The sequence below is a fragment of the Eubacterium sulci ATCC 35585 genome (assembly GCA_001189495.1).
GTDB classification, from domain to species: domain Bacteria; phylum Bacillota; class Clostridia; order Peptostreptococcales; family Anaerovoracaceae; genus Eubacterium_B; species Eubacterium_B sulci.
The window spans coordinates 75,808-99,981 of record CP012068.1 but is presented as its reverse complement, the minus strand read 5'-3'; the positions used below and the strand labels follow the sequence as shown (position 1 = coordinate 99,981).

The following is a 24,174-nucleotide window of genomic DNA, read 5'->3' as shown; positions in this document are numbered from 1 at the left end:
AAAGGATAAGAAAATGATAAAGATAAAGGATTTTTGGGAAGGCGAAGCACAGATTTACGATGAGGCAATAAAGGAAGAGCTAAAGGGAAAGTTTGCTCCGCAGTGGAAAAAACTTATTTTAGATAATTCCCCTAAGGCAGATAGACTTAAGGTTTTGGATATTGGAACTGGACCGGGATTCTTCCCTGTTCTTCTTGCTCAGGAAGGTCACGATGTAACTGGAATTGATGTTACAGAAAACATGATAAAGTGGGCTAAGCACAATGCAGAGAATTGCGGTGTTGAGGCTACACTTTTGACAATGGATACTCACAATCTTGAGTTTGAGGATAATAGCTTTGATGTAATCGTAAATAGAAATGTTACATGGACGCTTGAGAATCCTAAGGATGCTTATAAGGAGTGGATGAGGGTTCTTAAGCCGGGCGGATCTCTTATTATCTTTGATGCTTGCTGGTATCTATGGAACTACGACAAGGACCTAGAGAAAATCTATAGAGAAAATGAGAAGAGAGTCAAGGAAAAGTACGGCAGAAGAATTCATCAGCATACCAATCCAGATGATGAGAAGAGACTTGGCGAGGAACTTTTCATGAGCGATAAGAGAAGACCTGGCTGGGACCTAGTGAATTTAATCGACCTAGGCTTCAAGGAAGTTATGGCAGATGTTGATATAACTGAGCTCGTTTGGGATGAGATGAACAAAGAAGTAAATGGTCCAACGCCTCAGTTTATGATAGTCGCTAAGAAGTAATTTAAGAAATAATTATAGAGAAATTAAGGAAGTATGTGTTGATTAAGTATATTGGCAAGAGGCTAATTCTTGTGATTCCGGTCATTTTAGCGATTACGGTCATCACCTTTGTTTTGACCTCGTTCTCGGCTGGGGACACGGCAAGAATACTAGCAGAAAAAGTATATAATTTCCCGACAATGGAACAAATAGAGGAAATTAGACACGAAGAAGGACTAGACCAACCTCTACACATTCAGTATGGTAGATGGCTCAAAAAGGTCGTAAAAGGGGATTTTGGAAAATCAATAGATACAGGAAGACCAGCAATTGAAGAATTGATGACACATTTTAAACCTACATTAAAGCTTGGATTAATGGGTTTCATACTATTAATTTTGGTTTCGGTTCCGCTGGGTGTATTTTCCGTCGTCTATGAGAACCGGCTTATTGATAAAATAGTCAAGCTCTTCTCGTATATAAGCGTATCCATGCCGAACTTTTGGCTGGGACTTCTCTGTCTTTATGTCTTTGGAGTAAAGCTTGGAATAATATCGGTAATAGGATCAGATACAGAAGGAGTTACGATAATTGCAGCATTTGTTTTGGATTTTGGATTTTTTGGTGTCTTGATCAGACTTATTAGAGCAAATCTTATTGATGTAATGAATAAGGATTTCATAAGGGCGTGCCGTGCTAAGGGCCTTGGTACTACAAGAATACTATTTGTACATGGTCTAAAGAACGCATTGATTCCGGTCATAACAAGATCAACTTCAATAATCTTGCATTTAGTAACAGGATCTGCAGTTGTGGAGACAATATTCTCGATAAAGGGCGTTGGATACCTAGCTTTAAATGCTGTATCTCTGAAGGACCTACCTGTAATCCAGTGCTACATAATAGTTGCTTCACTTATAGTTATATTCATAAATCTAGCGATAGATATCTCATATTCCGCTTTGGATAAGAGAATAAAATTGCAGTAGGGGGTTAATATGTTTCGCAGAAAAAAGAAAGCTGAAACTCTACTAGAGCAAAACGGGAATCTGTCGCTAAACCGAATCATGCGTCAAAGAAAGACCCAGATAGGTCTAGCTATCGCAATCCTGTTCATTTTAGTTGCCATATTTGCGCCACTGATTGCGCCAAACAATCCGACTCTAGTAGATGTCACAGTAAAATTACAAAACCCTAGTCTTAAATATCCATTTGGAACCGATCAGCTGGGAAGATGTGTGTTTTCAAGGATAGTATGCGGAAGTAGGTATTCTCTGTTTTACAGCTTTACAGTGCTAGCAATAACTTTGATAGTCGGTCTTCCTGTTGGAATGATTGCAGGTTATGTCGGTGGGAAATGGGATACGGCGATAATGCGAGTTATAGATATATTCCTTGCTATGCCTTCTTTTATCATTGTACTTGCGATTGCGGGAAGTTTTGGAACCAGTGGGAGAAACCTAATTCTTGCTATGTCGATGTCATATTGGGCAAATTACGCAAGAGTTAGTAGGGCATTGACGCTCAAAATAAAAGGAGAAAGTTATTTTCAGGCTCTCAAAGCCGGAGGACTTAGCAATGTAAGAATTATATTCAAGCATGTACTTAGAAATATTATGCCTTCTATCATTGCGCTAGCTACAGTAGAAATCGGAAGTATAATACTGTCGATTGCGGGATACTCATTTATAGGACTTGGAGTGCAGGCACCTAATCCAGAATGGGGAATCATGCTGAGCGAGAGCAAGCCGTTCATTCAGACTTTTCCACAGCTGATGATGTATCCAGGTCTAACCATAATGCTCATAGTCTTTGGAGTAAATATGTTAGGGGAAGGAGTTCAAGATGGATTATCAGAAAAATAGCCTTGAGCTTAGGAACCTAAGAATAGCGTTTAGTGATTATGCGAAGAGAGAAACTCAAGCTGTTAAGGGACTAAACTTGACCTTGCCAAAAGGCAAAATAGTTGCACTGGTTGGTGAGTCTGGATGCGGAAAGACGGTAACTAGTCTTGCAGTAATGAACCTGCTTAAGGGAAGTGCGAAAATTAGTGGAGAAATATTCTGCAATGGAGAGGCTATACATCAAATGTCTGAAAAGCAGAGGCAGAGCTGTAATGGAAGACTCTTTGGAATGATATTCCAGGAGCCAGTAGAAGCCTTAGATCCACTGTTTACAATAGAGACGCAGATGATGGAGGGCTTGAGAAAGCACCGAAAAATCAGCAAGTCGGAAGGTATAGAGATAATTTGTGAAGGGCTTAGAAGCATGAACTTTCAGGCTCCGAAAGAGATATTGAATAAATACCCACATGAACTTAGTGGTGGCATGTGTCAAAGGGTTATGATAGCTAGTGTGCTGATTCAGAATGTCGAATACCTAATAGCAGACGAGCCGACAACAGCACTTGATGTAACCATACAAAAGCAGATTTTGATACAGCTACATAGGCTGAGCAGGGAGAAAAACATAGGCGTTCTCTTTATAACACATGATATTGCAACGGTAGCGGAAATCGCAGATTACGTCTATGTAATGAAGGATGGAGAACTTGTTGAAGAGGGAGATGTATTTGGGGTCTTTGATAATCCAAAGAATGAATACACAAAACATCTCATAGCAGGAAATATTTAGGTATCAAAAGATGAAACCACTATTGGAAATAAGAAATTTAACAAAGTTTTATAGCAAAAAAGATAAACTTCCAGCAGTTTGTGACATTTCTTTAGAAATAACTAAAAATAGCTCACTAGCCCTAATTGGTGAAAGTGGATGTGGAAAAACTACACTGGCAAAGCTAATCATGGGCATAGAGAAGCCAACAAAGGGAGATATTATCTTTAATGGTAGTAACATAGCAAAGATGAAGGAGAGAGAGCTAAGACCACTGAGAAAAGATGTACAGATGATATTTCAGTACAGCAAGTCGGTTTTTAATCCGAACTATACAATCGGCGATAGCATAAGAGAAGTACTGCTTGCACACGAGAAGCTCAGTCACAAAGAGTGTCAAAAGCGTTTAGATGAGATATTTGAGGTAGTTAAGCTTCCAAATAGCTTTCAGAAGAAGTATGTATCTCAGCTTTCAGGTGGACAATGTCAGAGAGCAAATATAGCAAGGTCTTTGATACTAAAGCCAAAGCTTTTGATATGCGATGAGCCTGTTGCGAGCTTAGACTATGCTATTCGCCATCAGATTCTCGAATTGCTACAGGAGATAAGGAAGACAACGGACATAACCTATCTTTTGATTACTCACGACCTGTCGAATGTGAAGGACCTATGTCAAAAGGTTGCAATCATGTATAGGGGCAATATAGTTGAGCTCGACTTCGTCAAAACAGATTTAGAGAAAATTGTTAAGCATCCATATTCTATTGATTTGTTTAAGTCAATCCCTTGTGCAGATCCTCGAAAGAGAAGTTTTATCAATGAGTCTGCGAAGGAATATGATTACGTTGAAGAGGTTTTTGAAGGGTGCGTATACAGAAATCGCTGCACCCAGCGTGAGGCGATTTGTGACTGTAATAGACCTATTCTAAGGGAATTTGAAGATAACAATTTTATCGCTTGTAATAAGTTTAATCGTTGAAAGGAGACAAAGAGAAAATGAGAAAGAAAAGACTTTTAAAAGTTACTACAGTGATGGCGATTATTTGCGCAATGGCATTTGGTTTGATGGGTTGTAAGGACAACAAGGAGACAAAGAAAACAAGTGCAGACAGTAAGACTGTTACAGCTATGATGTCTGGTGATATAAAGCCAGAAGCAGCAGATACTGTTGATACTAGTGCAACAGTAATTAAGTTCTACGAGCTTGTCTATGATCCACTAGTAAGATATGGTAAGGATGGAAAAATTGAACCAGCCCTAGCTGAATCATATGAGATTAGCGATGATGGTACAGTTTACACATTCCATCTTAGAAAGGGCGTTAAGTTCAGCAATGGGGAAGATTTCAACGCTGATAGCGTTCTATTCAATACAGACCGCTGGGATGATAAGATACGCTCAAATTTCTCAGCAAAGCTTCTAGATGTTAAGAAAATTGACGATTACACAGTTCAGTTTACTTTTGAGAAGGCAGCATATCCTATCATAATTGAATTCACATACCCAAGACCTTACAGAATGCTAGCTAAGGCAAGTATTGATTCTGATGGCAAGTTCAAAGAGCCTATCGGAACAGGTCAGTGGATGGTCAAAGACTATAAGTCAGGTTCAGAAGTAACGCTAGTACCAAATCCTAATTACTGGGGAGAAAAGCCATCTTTTGAAAAGCTAGTCATCAAGGAAGTAAAGGACGGACAGGCAAGAACAATGGCGCTTCAGAGCAGAGAGGCTGATTTGAGCCTTGCTGACATTCCTTCAGAGGATATGAAGAAAATTGAAGAGGATAAGGAACTAGCAACTCTTAAGGAGGAGTCAACACAGTCATTCTTCCTAGGAATCAACTATGATAACCCTGCTCTTCAAGATGTCAAAGTAAGACAGGCTCTAAACTATGCTACAAACAAAGATTCACTGGTTAAAGAGCTTATAAATAACGAAGGAGTTCCAGCAAAAGGCGTTTTCTCAAACAAGGTTCCTTATGTAAGCGAGGAGAACAGCCCTGGATATGCTTATGATATCAAAAAGGCAAAGGAGCTTCTAAAGATGGAATCCTAGAAAAGGACGGCAAGGCTTTGTCACTTAAGCTAGTTTTCCAGACAGGAGAGTATGCAAACTGGAAGACAATTTGCCAGTACCTAAAGTCAGAGTACAAGAAGATTGGTGTTGATATTCAGCTCGAGGAGAAGGAAGTCAGCGCATATTACGATGTAATTTGGAAGAATAGAAACTACGACCTAATCATCTACCGTTCTTACGAGGATTCATGGAACCCACACGGCTTCCTAAAGAGCGTATTCCGCAATAGTGACCAGTCAAAGGGTATTTTCTGGAGCGACGATAAGCTAACAGAGATGATTAACGATGTACTTGCTACATACAAGGAAGATGAGAGACCAGCAAAGTATGACGCTATCTTCAAGTACATGAACGATGAAGCGATTACAATTCCTCTATACTATCCAAACAGAATGATAACATACAACAAGAGACTTGGAGAGCTAAAGCTCGCTGCAACAGTGTATCAGGATGTTATCTGGAACACAATTAAAATCAAGTAGTCTAAGGCTATGGAGAAAATCTCTAAAAAAGGGGTAAGACAAGATAATATAAATACATAGGGTGTTGATAAAATTCACTGTAGCTATTGGAAATCAATGGCTACAGTGAATTTGTGCTTTATAATCCGACGTGCTTTGTAGGCCTTTTAACAGCAATATTAGAGTTGAAAGAAGCCTTCTATCGTGGTATTATATGTAAGCAATATGTCTCAGTAGCTCAGTGGATAGAGCGTCGGTTTCCTAAACCGTGCGTCGGGTGTTCGAATCGCCTCTGGGACACCAAATCAAGCCCTGTACTACTAGAACTCAGTAGAACTGGGCTTTTTATTTTACATCGATGAAGGAGTAAAATTTGTGGAAAAAGGGTATATTCAAGTGTACACAGGAAACGGCAAAGGTAAGACTACGGCAGCGATTGGACTTGCGGTGAGAGCAGCAGGTGCGGGGCTCAGGGTTTACATCGGCCAGTTTGTTAAGAGTATAGAATATAACGAAATCAAGCTAATAAAGGAGCGCTTTCCTGAAATCACAGTGGAGCTCTACGGCATTGACGGCTGTATGATGAGCGGTGTGCCGAGTGAGAACGATTATAGGAGTGCTGAGGATGGGCTTGCGAGGGCGAGGGAGGCTCTCCGCGATGGCAGCTACGATCTTGTGATTTTGGATGAGATTACGATTTGCTGCTATTTTAAGCTTCTGGCTGAGTCTGAGGTTTTGGCTTTGATGGAAGCGAAGCCTGAAGGGACGGAGCTTGTTTTGACGGGAAGGTATGCGCCTGATTATATAATTGAGAAGGCGGATTTAGTGTCTGAGATTCAGGAGACAAGGCACTACTATTCCAGCGGGGTTAAGGCTCGCGATGGTATAGAACGCTAGTTAACAGAAAGGGTTATAGGAGAAAGTTTTTTAAATGAGTAATGTAGAGAAGAATAGAAGAGGCTTTAGAACACAGGATGTTATTTACTGCGGTCTCTTCACAGCGCTTATGGCAGTTGGAGCGTTTATTAAAATTACACTGCCACTAGGAGTTTTTGAGGTAACAATATCACTACAGGTGTTCTTTGCACTGCTTGCGGGATTTTTGCTTGGAGCAAGAAACGGATTTGTGTCGGTTCTAACATATTTGATTATAGGACTTATAGGAATTCCTGTATTTGCTCACGGAGGAGGACTAGGATATCTGCTTAGACCTACATTCGGCTTCCTGATTGGATTTGCTTTTGCGGCGCTGTTTACAGGGATGCTTTCTAGCAGAGATGGAAAGCCAAGCCTTCCAAAGCTTGCAATTGCTGCGTTCATAGGCGAGATGGCTTACTATGCTTGCGGACTAATCTACTACTTCATAATGTTTAACTTTGTGATTTCAGGAACTGAGGGTATCGGTATAGCTCAGCTATTTAGCGTATGGTTCCTAAGTACAGTTATTCCAGATACCGTAATTTGCATGCTTGCAGCGGTTTTGGCTTACAGACTTGTACCTATTATGCGCAAGATGCAAAGCTAGTGATGGAGTAAGGATATGAACAGATTTCCACTTTGTATAAATCTCGAGGACAAACGCTTTTTGATTGTAGGCTATGGTAGGATTGCGAAAAGAAAGCTTAAGGCGATAAGCGAATTCACGAGCAATATTACAGTTATATCAAAGGAAGGGGCCGAAGGCTTAGCTCGCGAAGGCTTTAAGGTCGTTAATAAGTGCTTTGATGAGAAAGACCTAGAGGGCTTTGATTTTGTAATTACTGCAACGGGAAGCAGAGAGCAGGATGAGGGCATAGTGGCAGCATGTAAATCTAGAGGAATACCCGTAAACGCGGCAGATGACAGGGAGGAATGCGATTTCTTTCTTCCAGGTATAATCAAAAGGGGAGATCTTGTTGTCAGTGTTTCCACCTCGGGAAAAAGCCCTGCTTACTCAAGGCATTTGAGAGAGCAGATTGAGGATATTATCCCAGACAATATCGAGAAGGTGCTGGACATCATGGGCGAGCTTCGAAAGAGCCTACCATCAAAGGTGGATTCACAGGAGGAGCGCAGTAAAATCTATAATTATGTTATGTCAAAGCTTTTGAGCATGGATGATTTAGATGAAGCTAATGTAGATAAGATAATAGAAGAGTATTGTGATGCGAAAAATAGTTTTAGCGACAAGAGGAAGTAAACTTGCCCTGACTCAGGCTGAGCAGGTCAAGGCATTGATAGAAGCAAAGGGCTTTGAGTGCGAGCTTCTCATTGTAAAAACAAAGGGTGACAAGGACCAAAACCGTCCAATTCATGAAATAGGCGGAGATGGTCTTTTTGTGCGTGAAATCGAAAAGGCTTTGCTCAACAAGAGCGCGAACATTGCTGTTCACTCAGCAAAGGATCTTCCCTATGAACTTGCGGAAGGCCTTGTAATTGCAGGTGTTCCGAAGGCAGCATCATCTGCAGATTGTCTCATATCGCTTAAGAGCGATGGGACCTGCACAGCCGAAAATAGTGCAAAGAAGGTAATTGGAACGGGAAGCCCGCGAAGAATTTGCGAGTATCTTGCCATCGACGAAAATGTCGAGTTTAAGAGCCTTAGGGGAAACATTGATACAAGGCTTGGGAAGCTTGAGTCTGGCGAGTATGATTCAATAATTCTTGCTAGAGCTGCTCTTGATAGGCTCAATATAGACCTTAGTCCTTATGATGTTTACGAGTTTTCGAGTGAGGAGATGATTCCTGCTGCATGTCAGGGAATCATTGCGATAGAATGCCGTAGTGAGGATAAGGAAATAGTAAGGCTACTAGGAGAGGTTTCAGACTTTGATACGAAAAGACGCTTTGATTTAGAGAGAAGTGTGTTCTGCAAGCTCAAGGCTGACTGCAAGTCTGCTCTTGGTGTTCATGCAAAAATTGAGGGAGACAGTGTCACTTTGATGGCACTTAAGGATGAGAGAAAGGTTTGCGTAGATGGAAGCTTTGAGGATAGGCAGGAGCTTAGCCAGCTAGTTTTGTCTATGCTTACGGAGGAGATTTAATGAGAGGTAAAGTACAGCTTATAGGTGCTGGATGTGGCAGAGGTTTAATTTCAGTTAAGGCTCTAAAGGCACTGAAAAAGGCGGATGTCCTCGTTTACGATGACTTGATAGACGACAAACTCCTAGGCGAGGTCAGGGATGATTGTAAGAGGATTTATGTGGGGAAGCGCTTTGCTAAGCACAGCAAAACCCAGCCTGATATAAACGAAATTTTGATAGAGGAAGCAAAAAAGGGACAGCTAGTTGCAAGGCTTAAGGGTGGAGACAGCTTTGTATTCGGTCGCGGTGGTGAGGAATATCTTGCGCTTGAGGCTGAGGGCATAGACTGTGAGCTAATCCCGGGAATCAGTTCCTGTATAGCAGTACCAGAAAGCCTTGGAATTCCTGTAACACATCGCGGAATTGCGCAGTCCTTTACGGTCATAACGGGGCACAGTGCAAGTAGTAAGACTGAAAGCTACGAAGCACTTGCAAAGCTAAATGGAACCTTGATCTTTCTCATGGGCATCAACTCGATAGCTGAGATAAGCGAAAATCTTATCAAAAATGGAAAATCACCAGATCTTCCTGCATCCATAGTTTGCAGAGGTTTTTCGGGAAGAGAAAAGAGAATCGACGGATGTCTAGGCGATATCGCAGAGAAGGCTAAGCTTGCTGAATCACCGGGAATTCTTGTGGTCGGCGAGGTTGCAGGTTTTCATATGGAAAGCAAGGGTAAGGGGCCGCTTGACGGAAAGCGCGTAGCTATAACGGGAACTAGATCCTTTACTTCTAGGCTCACTGAGCATTTAGAAGAGCTTGGAGCTTTTGTAGAAAGTATGGTTTGCCTTGAGCTTGCGCCAAATGCTAGTGAAATTCCTGAAGACTTTAGTGACTACGGATGGATCGTTTTCACTAGTGCAAATGGAATAGATATTTTCTTTGATGAAATCAAAGCAAGGGGAATGGATATAAGGTGTCTAGGGCATCTGAAATTTGCCTGCATAGGTACCGGTACCGCATCAAAGCTAAGAGAACACGGCATCATAGCAGACTTAATGCCCGAAAAATATACAGCTGCAAGCCTTGGGGAGCTTCTAGCTGAGAAATGCGCTGGAGAAAAAATCTTGATTCTCAGAGCACTAGGTGGATCACCTGAGCTTAACGAAAAGCTCGAGGAAAAAGGTGTAAGCTTTGATGATAGAAAGATTTATGACACGGTACAGACAGGCTCAGATTTTGATATTAAGAAGTTTGAGGACTGCCACTATCTAGTGTTTGCAAGTGCTGCAGGGGTAAGGGCCTTTTTTGAAAGTCAGAAGCTTCCTAATGCAGAGATTATCTGCATAGGTGATATCACCGCAAGAGAGCTCAAAAATAGAACTGACAGAGAGTTTTCAGTAGCTAAGGAGCATTCTGTCCAAGGGATTGGAAGGCTTATCTGCGAGCTGAATAAATAGATTTCGCAATGCGAATTGGAGGGAAAATGAAGGGTATTTTCTACGGAATAGGTATAGGGCCTGGAGATCCAGAGCATATTACGCTTAAGGCAGTTAGAATGATGAAGGAAGTCGATGTTATTGCGGCACCTGGAACTGATGTGAAGGAAACGCTAGCATACAGAATCGCTGTTCAAGCGGTTCCAGAAATCGAGCAAAAGGAGATGCTTCCTATCGACATGCCGATGACCATGGATAAGGAGCTGCTCCTAAAAGCTCATAAGAGCGGAGCAGAGACTATAGAAAAGGTTCTTGCAGAGGGCAAGAGCGTTGGCTTTATAACACTTGGAGATACAACGGTTTACTCGACATTCTCCTATCTTGAGAAAATAGTTAAGAACCATGGTTTTGAGACTGTGTATGTCAGTGGAATAACTTCCTTCTGCGCTGCTGCAGCAAGCCTAGGTATTCCGCTAACCGAGTGGCAGGAGCCGCTTCATGTTATTCCTGCTGTACATCAGCTTGATGATAAACTTGCTTTAGATGGAAGCTATGTTCTGATGAAAAGCGGAAGGCAGATGCCTAAGGTTAAGGAAATCCTTAAAGCAAGTGGACGCAAGGTAAATATGGTGGAAAACTGCGGTCTTCCAAATGAAAACAAATATTACAGCGTAGAGGAGATTCCTGACGGCGCAGGATATTTTTCCCTGATAATCGCAAAAGAAAACAAGGAAAAATAAAAAATATAGCCGGTCCCGGCTATATTTCAGAGGCCTTGTACGCAGCGGCCTCTACCTGCGCCCATGGACAGGCTCGCGCTTAGCTTGTTAAAAGACTTTGATGCGCGGCCCTCGCGCAGCGGCCTCTACCTGCGCCTGCGCTTCACAAAGTGGTTCAAAACACCGCCGATAATCATCACCGCAAATGCGACAGCGAGTATCTTTTTGACTGTGTTTTGGTCCTCAGTTATTTCGATTTGCTTAGGCTTTTCGCCGAGGACATCCTTGCTGAGATTATGCTTCTTAATGTATTCTTTCGTTGATTTTTCAATTAAATCGTAGTTAGGCGTTTTGAAGTTTAGCGCCTTATCAGGAAGGCTTGAAGCATCGAAAACTATATTTCTGTTATACCATTTTTGCCTTTTGATACTGAAGGCCGCGCATGGAACATCGGAGTTAAGGTTCTTTAGCGGAATCTCAAAATGTGAGTGTTCCCCGTCTATGGTCACAGGAATGAGCTTAGACTCATCGGCCTTTGAGGCTTCTTCGGCAGTTCCAAGATATACGTATTTGTAGCTTTTGCTTTTGATGTTTACAAGCGCTGTAAGCTCGCCATCCTTTGATGTGATGCTAGATAGCTCTAGCTTGAAAAATCTTGAGCTAGATAATACCATAATATCAAAGCTACCGTTTTTCACTTCGGATGCTGAAATCGGGGTCATGCCGTATTTCAGGGCGGACTCTGCCTCTACTTCATCGTAATCGCCAAGGGCGAAAGTACTGCTCGGAATGAGCAGGAAGCAGATTGTTAGCAGGCAAAATATTTTTGTTTTTAATAAATTTATCTTTTTCATATGATGATTATATCATAAAAGACTTTTGGAGATGCAAATATGATAGAACTTTGTAATCTAACAAAGCGCTTCGGCGATCATATAGCTGTAGATAATCTCAATCTCAGGATAGAGACAGGGGAGTTCTTTGGACTGCTTGGGCCTAACGGTGCAGGTAAAACCACGACCATTAGTATGATTTCAACTGTTCTTTTGCCTAGTGATGGCAAGATTCTCATAGACGGAGAGGAACTTACAAGACGCAATCTAGCGCAAAAGCGCAGACTCAGTGTAATCACTCAGGAATATTCTATGAGGCAGGACATGACCATGGATGAGGTCATGGAATATCAGGGCAGGCTCTACTATATGCCTAGGAAGCTCATTCGTCAAAAGACGGAGGAGCTCCTTGAGTTTACAGGACTTCTCGAGTATAGGCACAAGATTGTAAGACATCTTTCGGGCGGAATGAAGCGCAAACTCATGATATGCAGGGCTTTGATGGTTGAGCCTGAGATTCTTTTGCTCGATGAGCCGACTGCGGGCATGGATGCCTTTTCCAGAAGGCAGATGTGGAACTTGCTTAGAAAGATAAACAGCAACAAAATGACCATCATCTTAACGACGCACTACATAGAGGAAGCGCAGTCTCTCTGCGATAGAATCGCTTTGATAAACAAGGGAAGACTAGACACCGTGGATACGCCTCAGGCATTGATTGACGAGCTTGGAAACTATGCAATCGATGAGATAATTAACGAGGAAATCAAAAGTCGTTACTTTGCCGAAAAGAGCGGAGCAATTGAGTATCTAAGCCGTACGGACACTAAGGCTAGCATGAGGGAAACGACGCTAGAAGATGTATTTATCGAGAGAATCGGAAGAGGACTCGGAAGAAAGTAAGATGCAAACTCGGATATCGAGATATGGAGATTTAAATGGGTATAGTTACCGTTCTTTGGGAAAAATGGGCAGAATTTAAGAGGGATTTCTATAAGATAACGCTTTCAGCTATGATCTCCCCTCTTCTATATTTGATTGTCTTTGGAATGGGAATAAAGACCACCTCACATGGAGAGCCCTACATTAACTTCCTCATTCCAGGACTTGTGGCTATGTCGACGATGACGGGAAGTTTTGGTGCTGTTGCCCAAAACATGAGCGTCCAAAGGCTCTACGAAAAGGCTCTTGACCAAATAATGGTCTCACCTACCCCGCTTTGGCAGTTCATCACGGGGCAGATAATTGGCGGAAGTCTGCGCGGTATCTACTCGGCAGCAATGATTCTGCTTCTCACCTTCCCACTCAAAACGGGACTTGTTTGGAACGGCTGGTCTCTTCTAGTCATGTTCTTAAACGGAACCGTGTTTGCCACAATCGCACTTACGCTTTCATTTATGGCAAAGAGCTATACAGATGCACCAAGATATACATCGTTTATAATAGTGCCGATGTCATTCCTCTGTAACACATTCTTTTCAACCGATAATATGCCTAATGGCTTTAGACAATTCGTCTCAGTTTTACCACTTTCTAAGGCGAGCGAAATGCTGAGGTCTATCTCGCGCGGAGAAGGCTTTGATGCATGGGGAATGGTAATTTTAGTGATATATCTTGTCGTATTCTCGCTTATTTCAATGAACTTTATATATAAGAAGAAAAATCTATAGTGGGCACTGCCCAAGAGAAAGGAAGTATTATGTCAAAAAGAGCAATCATGGCGGTGAGCTTCGGAACCTCTTATGAGGAAACTCGCAAGCTAACAATCGAAAGATTTGAGAAAACTCTAGGAGAACACTTTGATAATGCGCCTGTTTACAGAGCATGGACTAGCGGAATGATTATGAGAAAAATCCTAAAACGTGATGACATGAAGGTAAACAATGTCAGCGAAGCGCTCGAAGCTATAAAGGCTGACGGCTTTGATGAAATCCTAGTACAGCCATCACATATCCTAGAAGGTATAGAGTATGCTAAAATCGTAGCTCAGTTAGAGGCTGGCAAGGATGACTTCTCAAGCATAAAGCTAGGTCACGCTCTACTTCACGATGAGGCTTCACTAGTCGAGGTAGGAGCTGCTCTTGCAGATATCTTCTCTTTTGTTGAGGATGAAGATGCACTTGTTTTGATGGGACATGGAAGTGACCACGAGGTCGACGACGTTTATTTGAAGCTAGAAAATCAGCTAGGCTCCATCGGCCACAAGAACTTCATAGTAGGAACTATTGAGGGAGAACTTGACATCGAGCGTGCAATATCAAAGCTTGGCGAACTAAAGCCACGCAAGGTTTGGCTAGTACCTCTCCTATTCGTTTCAGGAGACCATGCGCTAAACGATATCGGTGGCGATGATGAGGATTCCTGCAAGATTATGATTAGAGATGCAGGCTTTGATGTGGAGTGCATACTCAAGGGACTCGGCGAGTATCAGCAGATAATAGATATTTTGCTGAGAAGAGCTGATGAAACCTTTGATATATAGTTTTTTACTATTTCCACTTGAAAATCCTCAGCGTTCATATTAAAGTTTATCAAAGGAATTGATTTTGATAAGGGAGATTGAAGATGAAAAGAACAGATTACATAACTTGGGATGAATATTTCATGGGAGTCGCAGCGCTTTCGGGTATGAGGAGCAAGGATCCAAATACTCAGGTAGGTGCGTGTATAGTCAGCGAAGACAATAAAATTCTATCTATGGGATATAACGGCTTTCCTAAGGGCTGTTCAGACGATGAGTTTCCATGGGATAGAAGCTCAGATGATGCTCTTGGAATCAAATATCTCTATGTGACACACGCAGAGCTAAATGCGATACTTAACTACAGAGGCGGAAGTCTAGAGGGAGCAAAGCTATACGTTACGCTCTTCCCTTGTAACGAGTGCGCAAAGGCAATAATTCAGGCAGGAATCAAGACCGTTGTCTACGGTAGCGACAAGTATGCAGATGAGTCTGCAACAAAGGCATCAAAGCTGATGTTCAAGGCTTCAGGCGTTAAGTGCATAGAGCACAAATCCACAGGCAGAGAGATAAAAATTAATATATAAAGTACCAGATGCTAGGCATTTGGCGATGAGACAAATAAAAAGCCGCTGAATGCAAGAAGTAGTCAGCGGTTTTGATATTCACTATATTTACGCACGCAAAGCCTAGGAATTATCAAGGCGTAGCGCTAATCTCTATAAATCCTCGTGATCTTCGTGATGCTCGTGATGCTCCTGAAATTCACAGCCAGGGCAGGTTAAGTGAGCAATCTTTTCGATTATGCGATGAAGAGATTTTGCTGCGTCAGTCTTTGCAGCGCTGTAGTACATCTCTTTACCATCTCGTCTAGACTCAATTAGCCCACTTGTCTTGAGAAGTCTTAGATGGTGTGAAACCGCGGGACTACTCATATCCATGAAGGCTGCGATATTTATAACGCACTCCTCACAGTGACATAGAAGCCAGAAAATACGAAGCCTTGTTGGATCGCAGAGCTGCTTTAATAAATCAGAAACGGATTTGATTGTATCTGAATCAGGCATTTGCTCTAGGAGCTTTTCGTAATCCTGACCGTGGTCGTGTGGTATTTTGATTTCATCGTGTTTCATGATTTCCTCCTTAAATTAAGGGTGTTAATATGAGTATAGAGAGATGGAACAAAATTTTCAAGCAAAAATCAAATTTCCTCTGTTAAATTAGACAAAACTTGGGTACAATAGATATGATGATTAAATAAACTCTTAATAAAACAAGGAGAAATACCATGAAAAAGACATACAAAATCGAAGTGGATTGTGCAAACTGTGCAAGCAAAATGGAAGAAGTTACTAAGAATACAACTGGAGTTAAGGATGCAAACATCAACTTTATGATGCAAAAGATGAAGGTTGAGTTTGAAGATGGTGCAGACGAAAGTGCTGTAATGCAAGAAGTTAGAAAGAGCTGCAAAAAAGTAGAGAGTGACTGCGAAGTTTACATTTAAATCAGATAGTATTAGATTATTCTAAAGGGCCAATTATGAATCAGAAACAGAAGAAAAATTTGATAAGAATTTTAGTATCGATAGTGCTCACCGTAGCGGCCTACTTTATTCCAGCAAGTGGAATTATAAAGCTAGTTCTCTATGTGGTGCCATACATTATTGTCAGCTATGACGTAGTTATCAAGGCCTTCAAAGGTGTAATTAACAGGCAGCCATTTGATGAGAATCTTTTGATGACCATCGCGACAATAGGAGCATTCATCATCGCATTCATCGATGGGGATGACTACCTCGAGGCGATTTCCGTAATGCTGTTTTACCAGATTGGTGAGTTTTTCCAAAGCTATGCCGTTGGCAAAAGCCGTAGAAACATCAGCGATTTGATAGATATCATGCCTGAGTATGCAAATATAGAGGTGGGCAATACACTCGAGCAGGTCGACCCTGAGGACGTAGAGGTCGGCACGGTGATAACAGTTTTAGCCGGTGAGAAGGTTCCTATCGACGGTGTGGTTGTAGAAGGCGAATCAAGCCTAAATACTAGTGCTCTGACAGGCGAAAGCATGCTTCAGGATGTCTGCGCTGGTGATCAGGTAATCAGCGGTTGTATCAATACCAGCGGCGTTCTTAAGATAAAGACGACTAAGGAGTTCAGTGACTCAACTGTAGCAAGAATTATGGAGCTAGTTGAGGATGCAAGCTCAAGAAAATCTAGATCTGAGAACTTCATAACTAAGTTTGCTAGAGTCTACACTCCAGCAGTAGTTTTCAGTGCCATAGTGCTTGCAATTTTACCACCTGTGGTTTTGATGATGATGGGAAGTCCAGCAGCATGGAGCGTCTGGGTTTATAGAGCACTTACATTCCTTGTAATAAGCTGTCCATGTGCTCTAGTTATCAGCATTCCTTTGAGCTTCTTCGGTGGAATCGGAGCCGCTAGCTCGCAGGGAATTTTGATCAAAGGCTCAAACTATATGGAGATGCTTGCGGACATTAAGACTGTCGTATTCGATAAGACAGGAACTCTAACAAAGGGAGTCTTCGCAGTATCAAAGGTTGTAGCAAAGGACATGAGCGAAGAGGAACTGCTTCACTATGCAGCTCACGCTGAAATGTACTCTAAGCATCCGGTAGCGCTAGCCCTCAGAAATGCAGCGAATATAGAGGATGACTGTCAGGTTTCGGATTCAGAGGAGCTTGCAGGACATGGCATTAGAACAAAAATTAACGGATTTGATGTTTACGCAGGTAATGCAAAGCTGATGAAGAGCATATCGCTTGAATGCGACGATGTTACTGAGCCAGGAACAGTAATTCATGTTGCAATAGATGGTAAATATGCAGGATATATCGTGGTTTCTGACCTAGTAAAAGAAGAAACAATTGATGCTATATCAAAGCTAAAAGCTGAAGGCATCAGAAAAACTGTAATGCTCACAGGAGACAATAGAACCACTGCAAATGAAGTGGCAAAGAGCATTGGAATCGACGAGGTATATAGTGAGCTTCTTCCGGGAGACAAGGTTGATAAGATAGAGGAGCTTATGGCTTCTAGGTCATCAAGCAAGGATGCGGTTGCCTTTGTTGGAGACGGAATAAACGATGCACCTGTTCTATCACGTGCAGATATAGGAATCGCCATGGGAGCCATGGGGTCAGATGCAGCCGTTGAAGCAGCAGACGTTGTACTTATGGATGACGACCCAAGGAAGGTTTCCAAAGCTATCAAAATATCAAAGAAGTGCATGAGCATTGTAAGGCAAAACATAGTTTTCGCCATAGGCATCAAAGTAGCCTGCCTAATCCTTGGAGCTGTAGGAATAGCAAATATGTGGTTTGCAATCTTTGCCGATGTAGGCGTTTTGATTTTGGCAGTGCTAAATGCAATAAGGATACTTGTTGTGCCACGCGACTGATAAGGATAAACTTAAAATAAGAAGGTACTGATTAAAGGTTTAGCTTGGGGAATTAAATCATTATAAATCAATCGGTATAATTAGTAGAAGTACTAGTTATACCGATGTTTATTTTTTGTGTGTAGACTACACTAGTATAATTTTAAAACAGTCTGCCAATAGAATAATAGCTGGTTACGGGAGATAGAAAATTTCACAATTTCATGTTATAATAACGCTATATTTTTGAGATATTAAAGCAATGAAGAGCATCAATACTTTTTACTTCGTCGATAGGAACTGTCATATATGCCCCCTCAATAAATAATTCAAGCTCATCTTTCCCAGACTCTGTATCGTAATCAGGAGCAATTGAATCAAGTTCACCAACAAATTCCCTACCGTCAGCGAGCATAATCAAAACCTTTTTATCAATATATTTTTCAAAATCTTTTATCACCATATCGTATACCTTTTTTCTTTTTAATATAATCCGGCACTATATGAACACCCTTTCCTGCATATTTAGTTACTAGCTCTGGTACTTTGTGCTGTGGGATCGTCAAATATGAAGGAGGATATGCTTTTGTCTCTGATAAGTTTTTATACGAATTTGTGCCAACTACATGCTTATCTTGCGCTGGAGCAGTCTTCGTAAACTCATAATTTGATATATTTTCTTTTTTCCCTAAGTGGATGACACTTCTTTTCGGTTTAATTATATCATTTTTAGGCTTTGGCATCAAAGTGGCATGCCTAATACTTGGAGCTTTAGGAATAGCAAATATGTGGTTTGCAATCTTTGCCGATGTAGGCGTTTTGATTTTGGCAGTGCTAAATGCAATAAGAATACTAGTTGTGCCACGCGACTAGTAAGGATAAACTTAAAACAGAAAGTCCTTATTAGAGGTCTCACTTAAGGAATTAATTTGTTATAAATAAAACGGCATAATTAGTAGAAGTACTAGTTATGCCGATATTTATTTTGCATAGGTTATTTAAGTCTTTCACACAGAGGCAAAAGTTCCTCGATTTTTTTTACAATACGCTTTTGCTCAGCAAGTGGCGGGAGAGGGATAATGATTGAATCCCAGACAGTACGATTAATTATAGGTGTAGCAGTTCCTCCAGCATTATCAATCATAAAGTTTTTAAAATAAGGACTATTTAATAGGTGAAAAACAAATTTCTTATCTGATATAGATGGATAAATGGCATTAATTTGTTGATTGAAACAAACATCTCTGTCAATCAAACAACATTTACCAATACTTCCTCCGATACATACCTGCAATATAGAATTTTTTGTAGCCATTCTTCCGAATTTCAATCCTTCGCTAGATAATCCTTTATTTAAGTAATTTATAATAGAGTTATCTATATCTCCTGGTCCTATAAATGGTATATATGAACCAAAATATTCACTATGAGTTTTTGATGGAGTATTTCCAGTTTGAGTAAATCCTATATCCCTCAATCTCACCCATTTCCAAGTCTCCGGTATATCAAATGGGATTTCATCTTCTGTGATTTCAGGTAGGTTTTTTTGCTTTTTTAGCTTTCCTTCTGCGATTAGCTTTTGCTTTTCTTCTTGTATTTCTTTAAAAAGTTCTTCGCCAGTTCCTTCTTCTTTTCTTTGCTTGACTAGTTTTCCTTGGATCGCTTCTTGTAGGATTGATTTTTGCATATCAAGAGGAAATTTTTTGTTTAGTTCTTCTAATCTTTTCCACGCCTTTTCATAGCTATCAACAAGTGGCAAAAGCTCTTCGATTTTCTCTACAATACGCGTTTGCTCAGCAAGTGGTGGAAGGGGTATAAGTGTATTTATAATTTTGTCCTTTGAAATGTTGGGCTGTGCTCCACCTTCTCCTTGCTTTACAAAGCTAGTTCTATTTGCTAAAAGAAAATAGAATAAATATAAGTTATAAACACTAGGGAAAACTATGCATGCACAACAAGCTTGATTAGTTGTCATAGCCTTGGTTAAAATTCCTAATTTCCCTATAGTGGCTCCGTACATCGCTATCAAAATCGAACCTTTTGGGTTTAATCTTACAGATGTTTTTTCTAGTGCAATTTTTGTAATACATTCAGGGACATCATAAATATAACTATCTGTTAAGTCTCCTGTTTTTAACCACGGAATATTTCCTCCATAGAAATCTGCATTAGTTCTTGAAGGAGTTGCGCCTGAACCCCAATCTCCAATTTCCCCCAATCTTACCCATTTCCAAGTCTCCGGTATATCAAATGGGATTTCATCTTCTGTGATTTCCGAGAGTGCTTTTTGTTTTTTAAGCTTTCCTTCTTCTATGAGCTTTTGTTTTTCCTTTTGTATTTCTTTAAAAAGTTCTTCGCCAGTTCCTTCTTCTTTTCTTTGCTTGACTAGTTTTCCTTGGATAGCAAGTTGGAGGATAGAATTTTTAAGCTGTTCTGGTGTCATTCTATTTTACCTCCAAGTAGATTTTCTATTTCTTTTAGAACTCTATCTATCTCAGCATTTAGACTTGCTCGTTCCTCTTGGTACTGCTGAATTAAATCATGAGGAGGAAGAATAATTTCTTCTTCATGCGGGTAGCCACATAGATCGAGATTATAATTGTACTTCTCCTCTAGCTCTTCTCTTGAATATTTCTTAGCTTTGTCAAAACTATTTTCTATTATTTCTTCTCTGTTTTCCCACCAAGTGATAACAGGCTCAAAATGATCTAACTTCATTGGCTTAGTTTTAGAGAAGTTCTTGTATCCTTCTGGCATATCTAGTCTATAAACCCAGGTTTCCTTCGTTTCTCCCGTATTATCAAAGAAAAGAATGTTTGTGGTAATCGGAGTATATGGACTAAATACACTTGATGGCATTCGGATAATGGTATGTAGATTAAATTCTTTAAGAAGTTTCTTTTTGATATTAATCTTGGCATTATCGGTACCAAATAAAAATCCGTCTGGCAAAATGACAGCTGCTCGTCCATTTTCTTTTAGACGATACATAATAACGGACATGAAAAGATCTGCTGTTTCAGAACTTGCTAAATCAGCAGGAAAATGACTTTTGACATCTGACTTTTCTGCCCCACCATAAGGAGGATTCATAAGGATAACATCAAACTTGTCATCATCTGTATAGTCTAGTACATCTCTAAGTAATGTATTGTCATGAAAGATTTGTGGTACATCTAAATCATGTAGTAGCATATTGGTGATGGCTAGCATATACGGAAATTGCTTTTTCTCAATACCATAGATGGATGAAGAATAAGCTTCTTCATCAGCGACTGTCTCTACTTTTTTATGAAGTTCTTTTAGCCAACTTGTAATAAAGCCACCTGTTCCACAAGCTAAATCTGCCATAGTTTCACCAATGTTTGGCTTTATCATTTTTGCCATAAAATCGGTTACAGCACGAGGAGTATAAAACTCGCCACTTGAACCTGCACTTTGTAATTCTTTTAGAATAGTTTCATAGATTTCTCCAAACGCATGGCTTTCGTTGTAGTCACCAAAGTCAATATCATCAATAATATTTAGTACTTGTCTTAGAAGGACACCGTCTTTCATGTAGTTGTTGGCATCTTGGAAGGTAGTTTGAACAATGGCTTTCTTAATCGGTGTCTCACGAGTTACAGGCAAACTTTTTAGTGTAGGGAAAAGGGTGTTGTTCACGAAGTTAAGCAAGTCGTCACCTGTTAGAGCGACACCACTCTTATCATCGTACGCCCAGTTAGTCCATCTGCATTCATCAGGAATGATAGATGTATAGTCATCTTCATTCATTTCCCAGTCGCTTTCCTTTGCGTCATAGACTTTTAGAAAAAGCATCCATGTGATTTGTTCAATTCTTTGTGCGTCACCATTGATACCAGCATCGTTTCGCATGATATCCCTTAATCTTTTTACAAATCCTGATAGATTACTCATTGTTATACCCTTCCATAGTTATAGATTGCATCTTGTAGTTCAGCCACAGCGTTAATATATCCTTCTTTTCCACCAAAATAACTTGCGATTTTAGATGGTTTTCCCAGTTTCATAAAAGGATCTAGTCTTAGTACTTCTGTGCTTGTAATTTCTGTGATTCCTTGGTTCATATACTTATCAAGCAATGCCTCTAAAACTTCTTTGGCAACTCCGTTATATTTACTAAAGAAATCTTGTTCTTTGACATTTTCTGCCCGCTCTTTTCTAGTAAGAGGTTTTTGGTTAAAAGCAATATGACAAATGAAGTCAAAGTCATCAACCTCTGCCATATTTTGTTCTGCTTTGAGTTTTTCTATATCAATGCCATGTTCTAGAAGAAGTTTTCGTATTTTATCTTTTTTAGGATCATTTCTCCATTCACGAATAAAGGCATCTAGAGAGGCAAACTCGCCTTTGATATTTTCTTTTGTATAGTCCACAATACTTTCCTGCCTCAAAAGTTTACCATTTGTGTCGTAGACGGATACAGTTTTATGGATAATTTCAACCCTACATCCGTTTTTATCTATAACAGGTTTAATAGCAGGATCAAGTGGTGGGGTGTCATCTTCACCGCTACCTGGTTTAGGAGAAATTGTTTTTTTATCGGAATTAAAATTACTGTCTATTTCAATAGGTCCATCCCAATCTGGATCAGTGAAAAGCCTTGAAACATTTCTAAAGTCCATAACAACAAAATGTGTCTTACCTTCTTTTTCACGTAGTCTTGTACCACGACCTATAATTTGTTTGAACTCAGTCATTGAGCCTATCATCTCATCAAGGACAATTAGCTTTGTCATCTTGCAGTCAGCGCCTGTGGATAGAAGCTTGGATGTTGTGGCTATAACAGGGTATTTTGCAGATACGGAAATGAAATAGTCGAGCTTGCTCTTTCCGTAATCATCACTTCCTGTTATGCGAACACAATAATCAGGATGTTCTTTAACCATATCTGAATTGAGATTGACTAAAGCTATTCGCATTCTTTCTGCTGCTTCTTCTGTTGGACAAAAGACAATGGTTTTTGCCATACGGTCAGTTGCTTTCAAATATTTTGTGATTTCACTAGCTACCTGATGGGTTCTGTCCTCTATTATGATATTGTAGTCATAGTCTGTATTGTTATAAAGTCTATCTTCGATAGGGTTGCCGAATTTGTCTTTTTGCCCCTTAATAGGACGCCAACCATCCCCAATATCAGTGGTAATATTAATAACTTTAAATGGAGCTAAAAAGCCATCTTCAATTCCTTCTTTTAGAGAATAAGTATAGATTGGGTCACCAAAATAATTGATGTTTGATACATATTTTGTTTCTTTTGGTGTTGCTGTCATACCGATTTGGGTTGCAGAAGAAAAGTATTCTAGAATTTTTCTCCATCTAGATTCTTCTTTTGCAGAACCTCTATGACACTCGTCTACAATGATAAGGTCAAAAAAGTCCGGTTTAAAAAGTTTTGAAAAATGTTCCGCATCATCATCTCCAACAAGTTGTTGATAAAGCGAAAAATATACTTGATGTGAAGTTATAGTACTTGGGTCATCTTTTGCTACATTGATTTTATGGATAACTTTTTCAAGTGGTGCGAAATCCTGTTGAATGGACTGATCAACCAAGATATTTCTATCGGCTAAATAAAGAATCTTTCTTTTAAGCCCACTTTGTAAAAGTCTATAAACAATTTGGAAAGCGGTATAAGTCTTTCCTGTACCTGTTGCCATAACAAGAAGAAGTCTATCTTTTCCTTTAGCAATTTCTTCAACCGTTCTGTTTACTGCAACTCTTTGATAGTATCTAGGAGGGTAAGAGTTTTGACTTGAAAAATATGGCTGTTCAATGATTTTTTCTTCTAGTGAACTTAATCCTTCGCCTTGATTGAACTCTGTCCTAAATCTTTCTATTAGTTCTTTTTCTGATGGAAATTCATCCATAGAAAATTCTCGTTCTTTACCTGTTAAAAAATCATGCTCAAAAAAGCCGTCTCCATTGGAGCTATAGGCAAAAGGAACATCGAGCATTTTTGCGTAGGTCATCGCTTGTTGTAACCCATGAGAAACACTATGTTTATTATCTTTTGCTTCCACAACAGCTATAGGTTTATTTGAATTCAAATATAATATATAATCTGCCTTTTTAGGCCTTTCTCTAGAAATCAAATTTCCACGAAGGTTAATTTTACCATCTGTGATTTTTGTCTCCATAGTGATTTTATTCTTATCCCATTTAGAGACAATAGCAGGACTAATATAATGGAATTTGATGTCTTCTTCTGTCATTTCTTTTTTCTTAAATATAAGATCCATTTTACTATCGCACCTTTCCGTTATTTTTTGGGATTATTTCCATGATTTCATCAAAATCACATTGGAGAGCTAGATAAATTTTGGTTAATATCTCTACATGAACATCTTGATTCCTACACATTACAAAATATTTTGTAAACTATTAATGCGATTATATCATAAACACTGAATT

General features: G+C 40.0%; 21 protein-coding genes, 1 tRNA gene and 4 pseudogenes. 19 read left to right on the top strand and 7 right to left on the bottom strand.

The genetic code is table 11. The features are described 5' to 3' along the window. Positions 1 to 13: 13 nt before the first annotated feature. The 13 genes and pseudogenes from ADJ67_00475 (at position 14) to ADJ67_00415 (ending at position 11,064) form a co-directional block, all read left to right on the top strand. Positions 14 to 754, top strand: a complete 741-nt coding sequence (locus ADJ67_00475; GenBank protein ID AKT46337.1) for a methylase involved in ubiquinone/menaquinone biosynthesis — start codon at positions 14 to 16, stop codon at positions 752 to 754. 38 nt (positions 755 to 792) lie between these two features. Further along, complete coding sequence (locus ADJ67_00470; protein ID AKT46336.1) at positions 793 to 1,722, top strand: nickel ABC transporter permease; 930 nt, start codon at positions 793 to 795, stop codon at positions 1,720 to 1,722. A 9-nt stretch (positions 1,723 to 1,731) separates the two neighbouring features. Then, a complete protein-coding gene (gene nikC / locus ADJ67_00465; protein ID AKT46335.1) occupies positions 1,732 to 2,598 on the top strand; it encodes a nickel transporter permease NikC in 867 nt (288 codons plus the stop codon). Then, a pseudogene (locus tag ADJ67_00460) lies at positions 2,579 to 3,364 on the top strand (hypothetical protein). Before nikC ends, ADJ67_00460 begins: the two are co-directional and overlap by 20 nt. Before the next feature lie 13 nt (positions 3,365 to 3,377). Continuing rightward, on the top strand, positions 3,378 to 4,325 hold the full coding sequence (locus ADJ67_00455) for a hypothetical protein (protein AKT46334.1): 948 nt from the start codon (positions 3,378 to 3,380) through the stop codon (positions 4,323 to 4,325). Positions 4,326 to 4,342: 17 nt separating this feature from the next. Further along, positions 4,343 to 5,904: pseudogene (locus ADJ67_00450) on the top strand (nickel ABC transporter substrate-binding protein). Between the two features lie 206 nt (positions 5,905 to 6,110). Continuing rightward, a tRNA-Arg gene (locus tag ADJ67_00445) sits at positions 6,111 to 6,186 on the top strand. Positions 6,187 to 6,258: 72 nt separating this feature from the next. Next, complete coding sequence (locus tag ADJ67_00440; protein ID AKT46333.1) at positions 6,259 to 6,780, top strand: cobinamide adenolsyltransferase; 522 nt, start codon at positions 6,259 to 6,261, stop codon at positions 6,778 to 6,780. A gap of 34 nt (positions 6,781 to 6,814) precedes the next feature. Continuing rightward, the gene (locus tag ADJ67_00435; GenBank protein ID AKT46332.1) at positions 6,815 to 7,408 is read left to right on the top strand and encodes a biotin operon repressor; all 594 of its coding nucleotides are present in this window, start codon (positions 6,815 to 6,817) and stop codon (positions 7,406 to 7,408) included. A 15-nt stretch (positions 7,409 to 7,423) separates the two neighbouring features. Continuing rightward, entirely contained in the window at positions 7,424 to 8,062 is a 639-nt protein-coding gene (locus tag ADJ67_00430) for a hypothetical protein (GenBank protein AKT46331.1), read from the top strand. Beyond that, positions 8,028 to 8,804, top strand: a pseudogene (locus tag ADJ67_00425) (hypothetical protein). The gene ADJ67_00430 and the pseudogene ADJ67_00425 overlap by 35 nt, the downstream one beginning before the upstream one ends. 101 nt (positions 8,805 to 8,905) lie before the next feature. Further along, positions 8,906 to 10,345: a hypothetical protein gene (locus ADJ67_00420; GenBank protein AKT46330.1), complete on the top strand. Its 1,440-nt coding sequence runs from the start codon at positions 8,906 to 8,908 to the stop codon at positions 10,343 to 10,345. A gap of 26 nt (positions 10,346 to 10,371) precedes the next feature. Beyond that, positions 10,372 to 11,064, top strand: coding sequence for a precorrin-2 C20-methyltransferase (locus ADJ67_00415; GenBank protein AKT46329.1), 693 nt, complete (start codon positions 10,372 to 10,374; stop codon positions 11,062 to 11,064). Positions 11,065 to 11,405: 341 nt separating this feature from the next. On the opposite strand, the pseudogene ADJ67_00410 reads toward ADJ67_00415, so the two are convergent. Continuing rightward, positions 11,406 to 11,765 (bottom strand): annotated as a pseudogene (locus ADJ67_00410) (hypothetical protein). Between the two features lie 171 nt (positions 11,766 to 11,936). Here ADJ67_00410 and ADJ67_00405 point away from each other — a divergent pair. The 4 genes from ADJ67_00405 (at position 11,937) to ADJ67_00390 (ending at position 14,924) form a co-directional block, all read left to right on the top strand. Then, positions 11,937 to 12,779 carry an ABC transporter ATPase gene (locus ADJ67_00405; protein ID AKT46328.1) on the top strand — a complete coding sequence of 281 codons (843 nt, stop codon included), beginning with the start codon at positions 11,937 to 11,939 and terminating at the stop codon, positions 12,777 to 12,779. Positions 12,780 to 12,814: 35 nt separating this feature from the next. Next, positions 12,815 to 13,546, top strand: a complete 732-nt coding sequence (locus tag ADJ67_00400; protein AKT46327.1) for an ABC transporter — start codon at positions 12,815 to 12,817, stop codon at positions 13,544 to 13,546. Between the two features lie 29 nt (positions 13,547 to 13,575). Further along, positions 13,576 to 14,358: a hypothetical protein gene (locus tag ADJ67_00395; protein AKT46326.1), complete on the top strand. Its 783-nt coding sequence runs from the start codon at positions 13,576 to 13,578 to the stop codon at positions 14,356 to 14,358. An 83-nt stretch (positions 14,359 to 14,441) separates the two neighbouring features. Next, positions 14,442 to 14,924, top strand: coding sequence for a cytidine deaminase (locus ADJ67_00390; protein AKT46325.1), 483 nt, complete (start codon positions 14,442 to 14,444; stop codon positions 14,922 to 14,924). 132 nt (positions 14,925 to 15,056) lie between these two features. On the opposite strand, the gene ADJ67_00385 is transcribed toward ADJ67_00390, so the two are convergent. Continuing rightward, positions 15,057 to 15,470, bottom strand: a complete 414-nt coding sequence (locus tag ADJ67_00385; protein ID AKT46324.1) for an ArsR family transcriptional regulator — start codon at positions 15,468 to 15,470, stop codon at positions 15,057 to 15,059. 155 nt (positions 15,471 to 15,625) lie between these two features. Here ADJ67_00385 and ADJ67_00380 point away from each other — a divergent pair, with 155 nt between their 5' ends. Together ADJ67_00380 and ADJ67_00375 are read left to right on the top strand one after the other, a co-directional pair. Continuing rightward, a complete protein-coding gene (locus tag ADJ67_00380) occupies positions 15,626 to 15,844 on the top strand; it encodes a cadmium ABC transporter ATPase (protein AKT46323.1) in 219 nt (72 codons plus the stop codon). Between the two features lie 35 nt (positions 15,845 to 15,879). Next, on the top strand, positions 15,880 to 17,760 hold the full coding sequence (locus ADJ67_00375; protein ID AKT46322.1) for a zinc ABC transporter ATPase: 1,881 nt from the start codon (positions 15,880 to 15,882) through the stop codon (positions 17,758 to 17,760). 217 nt (positions 17,761 to 17,977) lie between these two features. Here ADJ67_00375 and ADJ67_00370 read toward each other — a convergent pair whose 3' ends face one another. The 5 genes from ADJ67_00370 to ADJ67_00350 form a co-directional block, all read right to left on the bottom strand. Next, a complete protein-coding gene (locus ADJ67_00370) occupies positions 17,978 to 18,202 on the bottom strand; it encodes a hypothetical protein (protein AKT46321.1) in 225 nt (74 codons plus the stop codon). Then, the gene (locus ADJ67_00365) at positions 18,183 to 18,482 is read right to left on the bottom strand and encodes a hypothetical protein (GenBank protein AKT46320.1); all 300 of its coding nucleotides are present in this window, start codon (positions 18,480 to 18,482) and stop codon (positions 18,183 to 18,185) included. The genes ADJ67_00370 and ADJ67_00365 overlap by 20 nt, the downstream gene beginning before the upstream one ends. 251 nt (positions 18,483 to 18,733) lie before the next feature. After that, a complete protein-coding gene (locus ADJ67_00360; protein AKT46319.1) occupies positions 18,734 to 20,182 on the bottom strand; it encodes a hypothetical protein in 1,449 nt (482 codons plus the stop codon). After that, positions 20,179 to 21,657 (bottom strand): restriction endonuclease subunit M, encoded by a 1,479-nt coding sequence (locus tag ADJ67_00355; protein ID AKT46318.1) that lies wholly within the window; start codon positions 21,655 to 21,657, stop codon positions 20,179 to 20,181. The genes ADJ67_00360 and ADJ67_00355 overlap by 4 nt, the downstream gene beginning before the upstream one ends. Before the next feature lie 2 nt (positions 21,658 to 21,659). After that, positions 21,660 to 24,002 (bottom strand): restriction endonuclease subunit R, encoded by a 2,343-nt coding sequence (locus ADJ67_00350; protein ID AKT46317.1) that lies wholly within the window; start codon positions 24,000 to 24,002, stop codon positions 21,660 to 21,662. Positions 24,003 to 24,174: the final 172 nt, after the last annotated feature.

Bases quoted from the DNA above. Each gene is read 5' to 3' on its own strand.
- ADJ67_00375 (AKT46322.1), top strand. From the start codon at position 15,880: ATGAATCAGAAACAGAAGAAAAATTTGATAAGAATTTTAGTATCGATA.
- nikC (AKT46335.1), top strand. From the start codon at position 1,732: ATGTTTCGCAGAAAAAAGAAAGCTGAAACTCTACTAGAGCAAAACGGG.
- ADJ67_00385 (AKT46324.1), bottom strand. From the start codon at position 15,470: ATGAAACACGATGAAATCAAAATACCACACGACCACGGTCAGGATTAC.
- ADJ67_00350 (AKT46317.1), bottom strand. From the start codon at position 24,002: ATGGATCTTATATTTAAGAAAAAAGAAATGACAGAAGAAGACATCAAA.
- ADJ67_00415 (AKT46329.1), top strand. From the start codon at position 10,372: ATGAAGGGTATTTTCTACGGAATAGGTATAGGGCCTGGAGATCCAGAG.
- ADJ67_00400 (AKT46327.1), top strand. From the start codon at position 12,815: ATGGGTATAGTTACCGTTCTTTGGGAAAAATGGGCAGAATTTAAGAGG.
- ADJ67_00370 (AKT46321.1), bottom strand. From the start codon at position 18,202: ATGGTGATAAAAGATTTTGAAAAATATATTGATAAAAAGGTTTTGATT.
- ADJ67_00360 (AKT46319.1), bottom strand. From the start codon at position 20,182: ATGACACCAGAACAGCTTAAAAATTCTATCCTCCAACTTGCTATCCAA.
- ADJ67_00365 (AKT46320.1), bottom strand. From the start codon at position 18,482: ATGCCAAAGCCTAAAAATGATATAATTAAACCGAAAAGAAGTGTCATC.
- ADJ67_00355 (AKT46318.1), bottom strand. From the start codon at position 21,657: ATGAGTAATCTATCAGGATTTGTAAAAAGATTAAGGGATATCATGCGA.
- ADJ67_00390 (AKT46325.1), top strand. From the start codon at position 14,442: ATGAAAAGAACAGATTACATAACTTGGGATGAATATTTCATGGGAGTC.
- ADJ67_00420 (AKT46330.1), top strand. From the start codon at position 8,906: ATGAGAGGTAAAGTACAGCTTATAGGTGCTGGATGTGGCAGAGGTTTA.
- ADJ67_00430 (AKT46331.1), top strand. From the start codon at position 7,424: ATGAACAGATTTCCACTTTGTATAAATCTCGAGGACAAACGCTTTTTG.
- ADJ67_00475 (AKT46337.1), top strand. From the start codon at position 14: ATGATAAAGATAAAGGATTTTTGGGAAGGCGAAGCACAGATTTACGAT.
- ADJ67_00435 (AKT46332.1), top strand. From the start codon at position 6,815: ATGAGTAATGTAGAGAAGAATAGAAGAGGCTTTAGAACACAGGATGTT.
- ADJ67_00380 (AKT46323.1), top strand. From the start codon at position 15,626: ATGAAAAAGACATACAAAATCGAAGTGGATTGTGCAAACTGTGCAAGC.
- ADJ67_00405 (AKT46328.1), top strand. From the start codon at position 11,937: ATGATAGAACTTTGTAATCTAACAAAGCGCTTCGGCGATCATATAGCT.
- ADJ67_00395 (AKT46326.1), top strand. From the start codon at position 13,576: ATGTCAAAAAGAGCAATCATGGCGGTGAGCTTCGGAACCTCTTATGAG.
- ADJ67_00455 (AKT46334.1), top strand. From the start codon at position 3,378: ATGAAACCACTATTGGAAATAAGAAATTTAACAAAGTTTTATAGCAAA.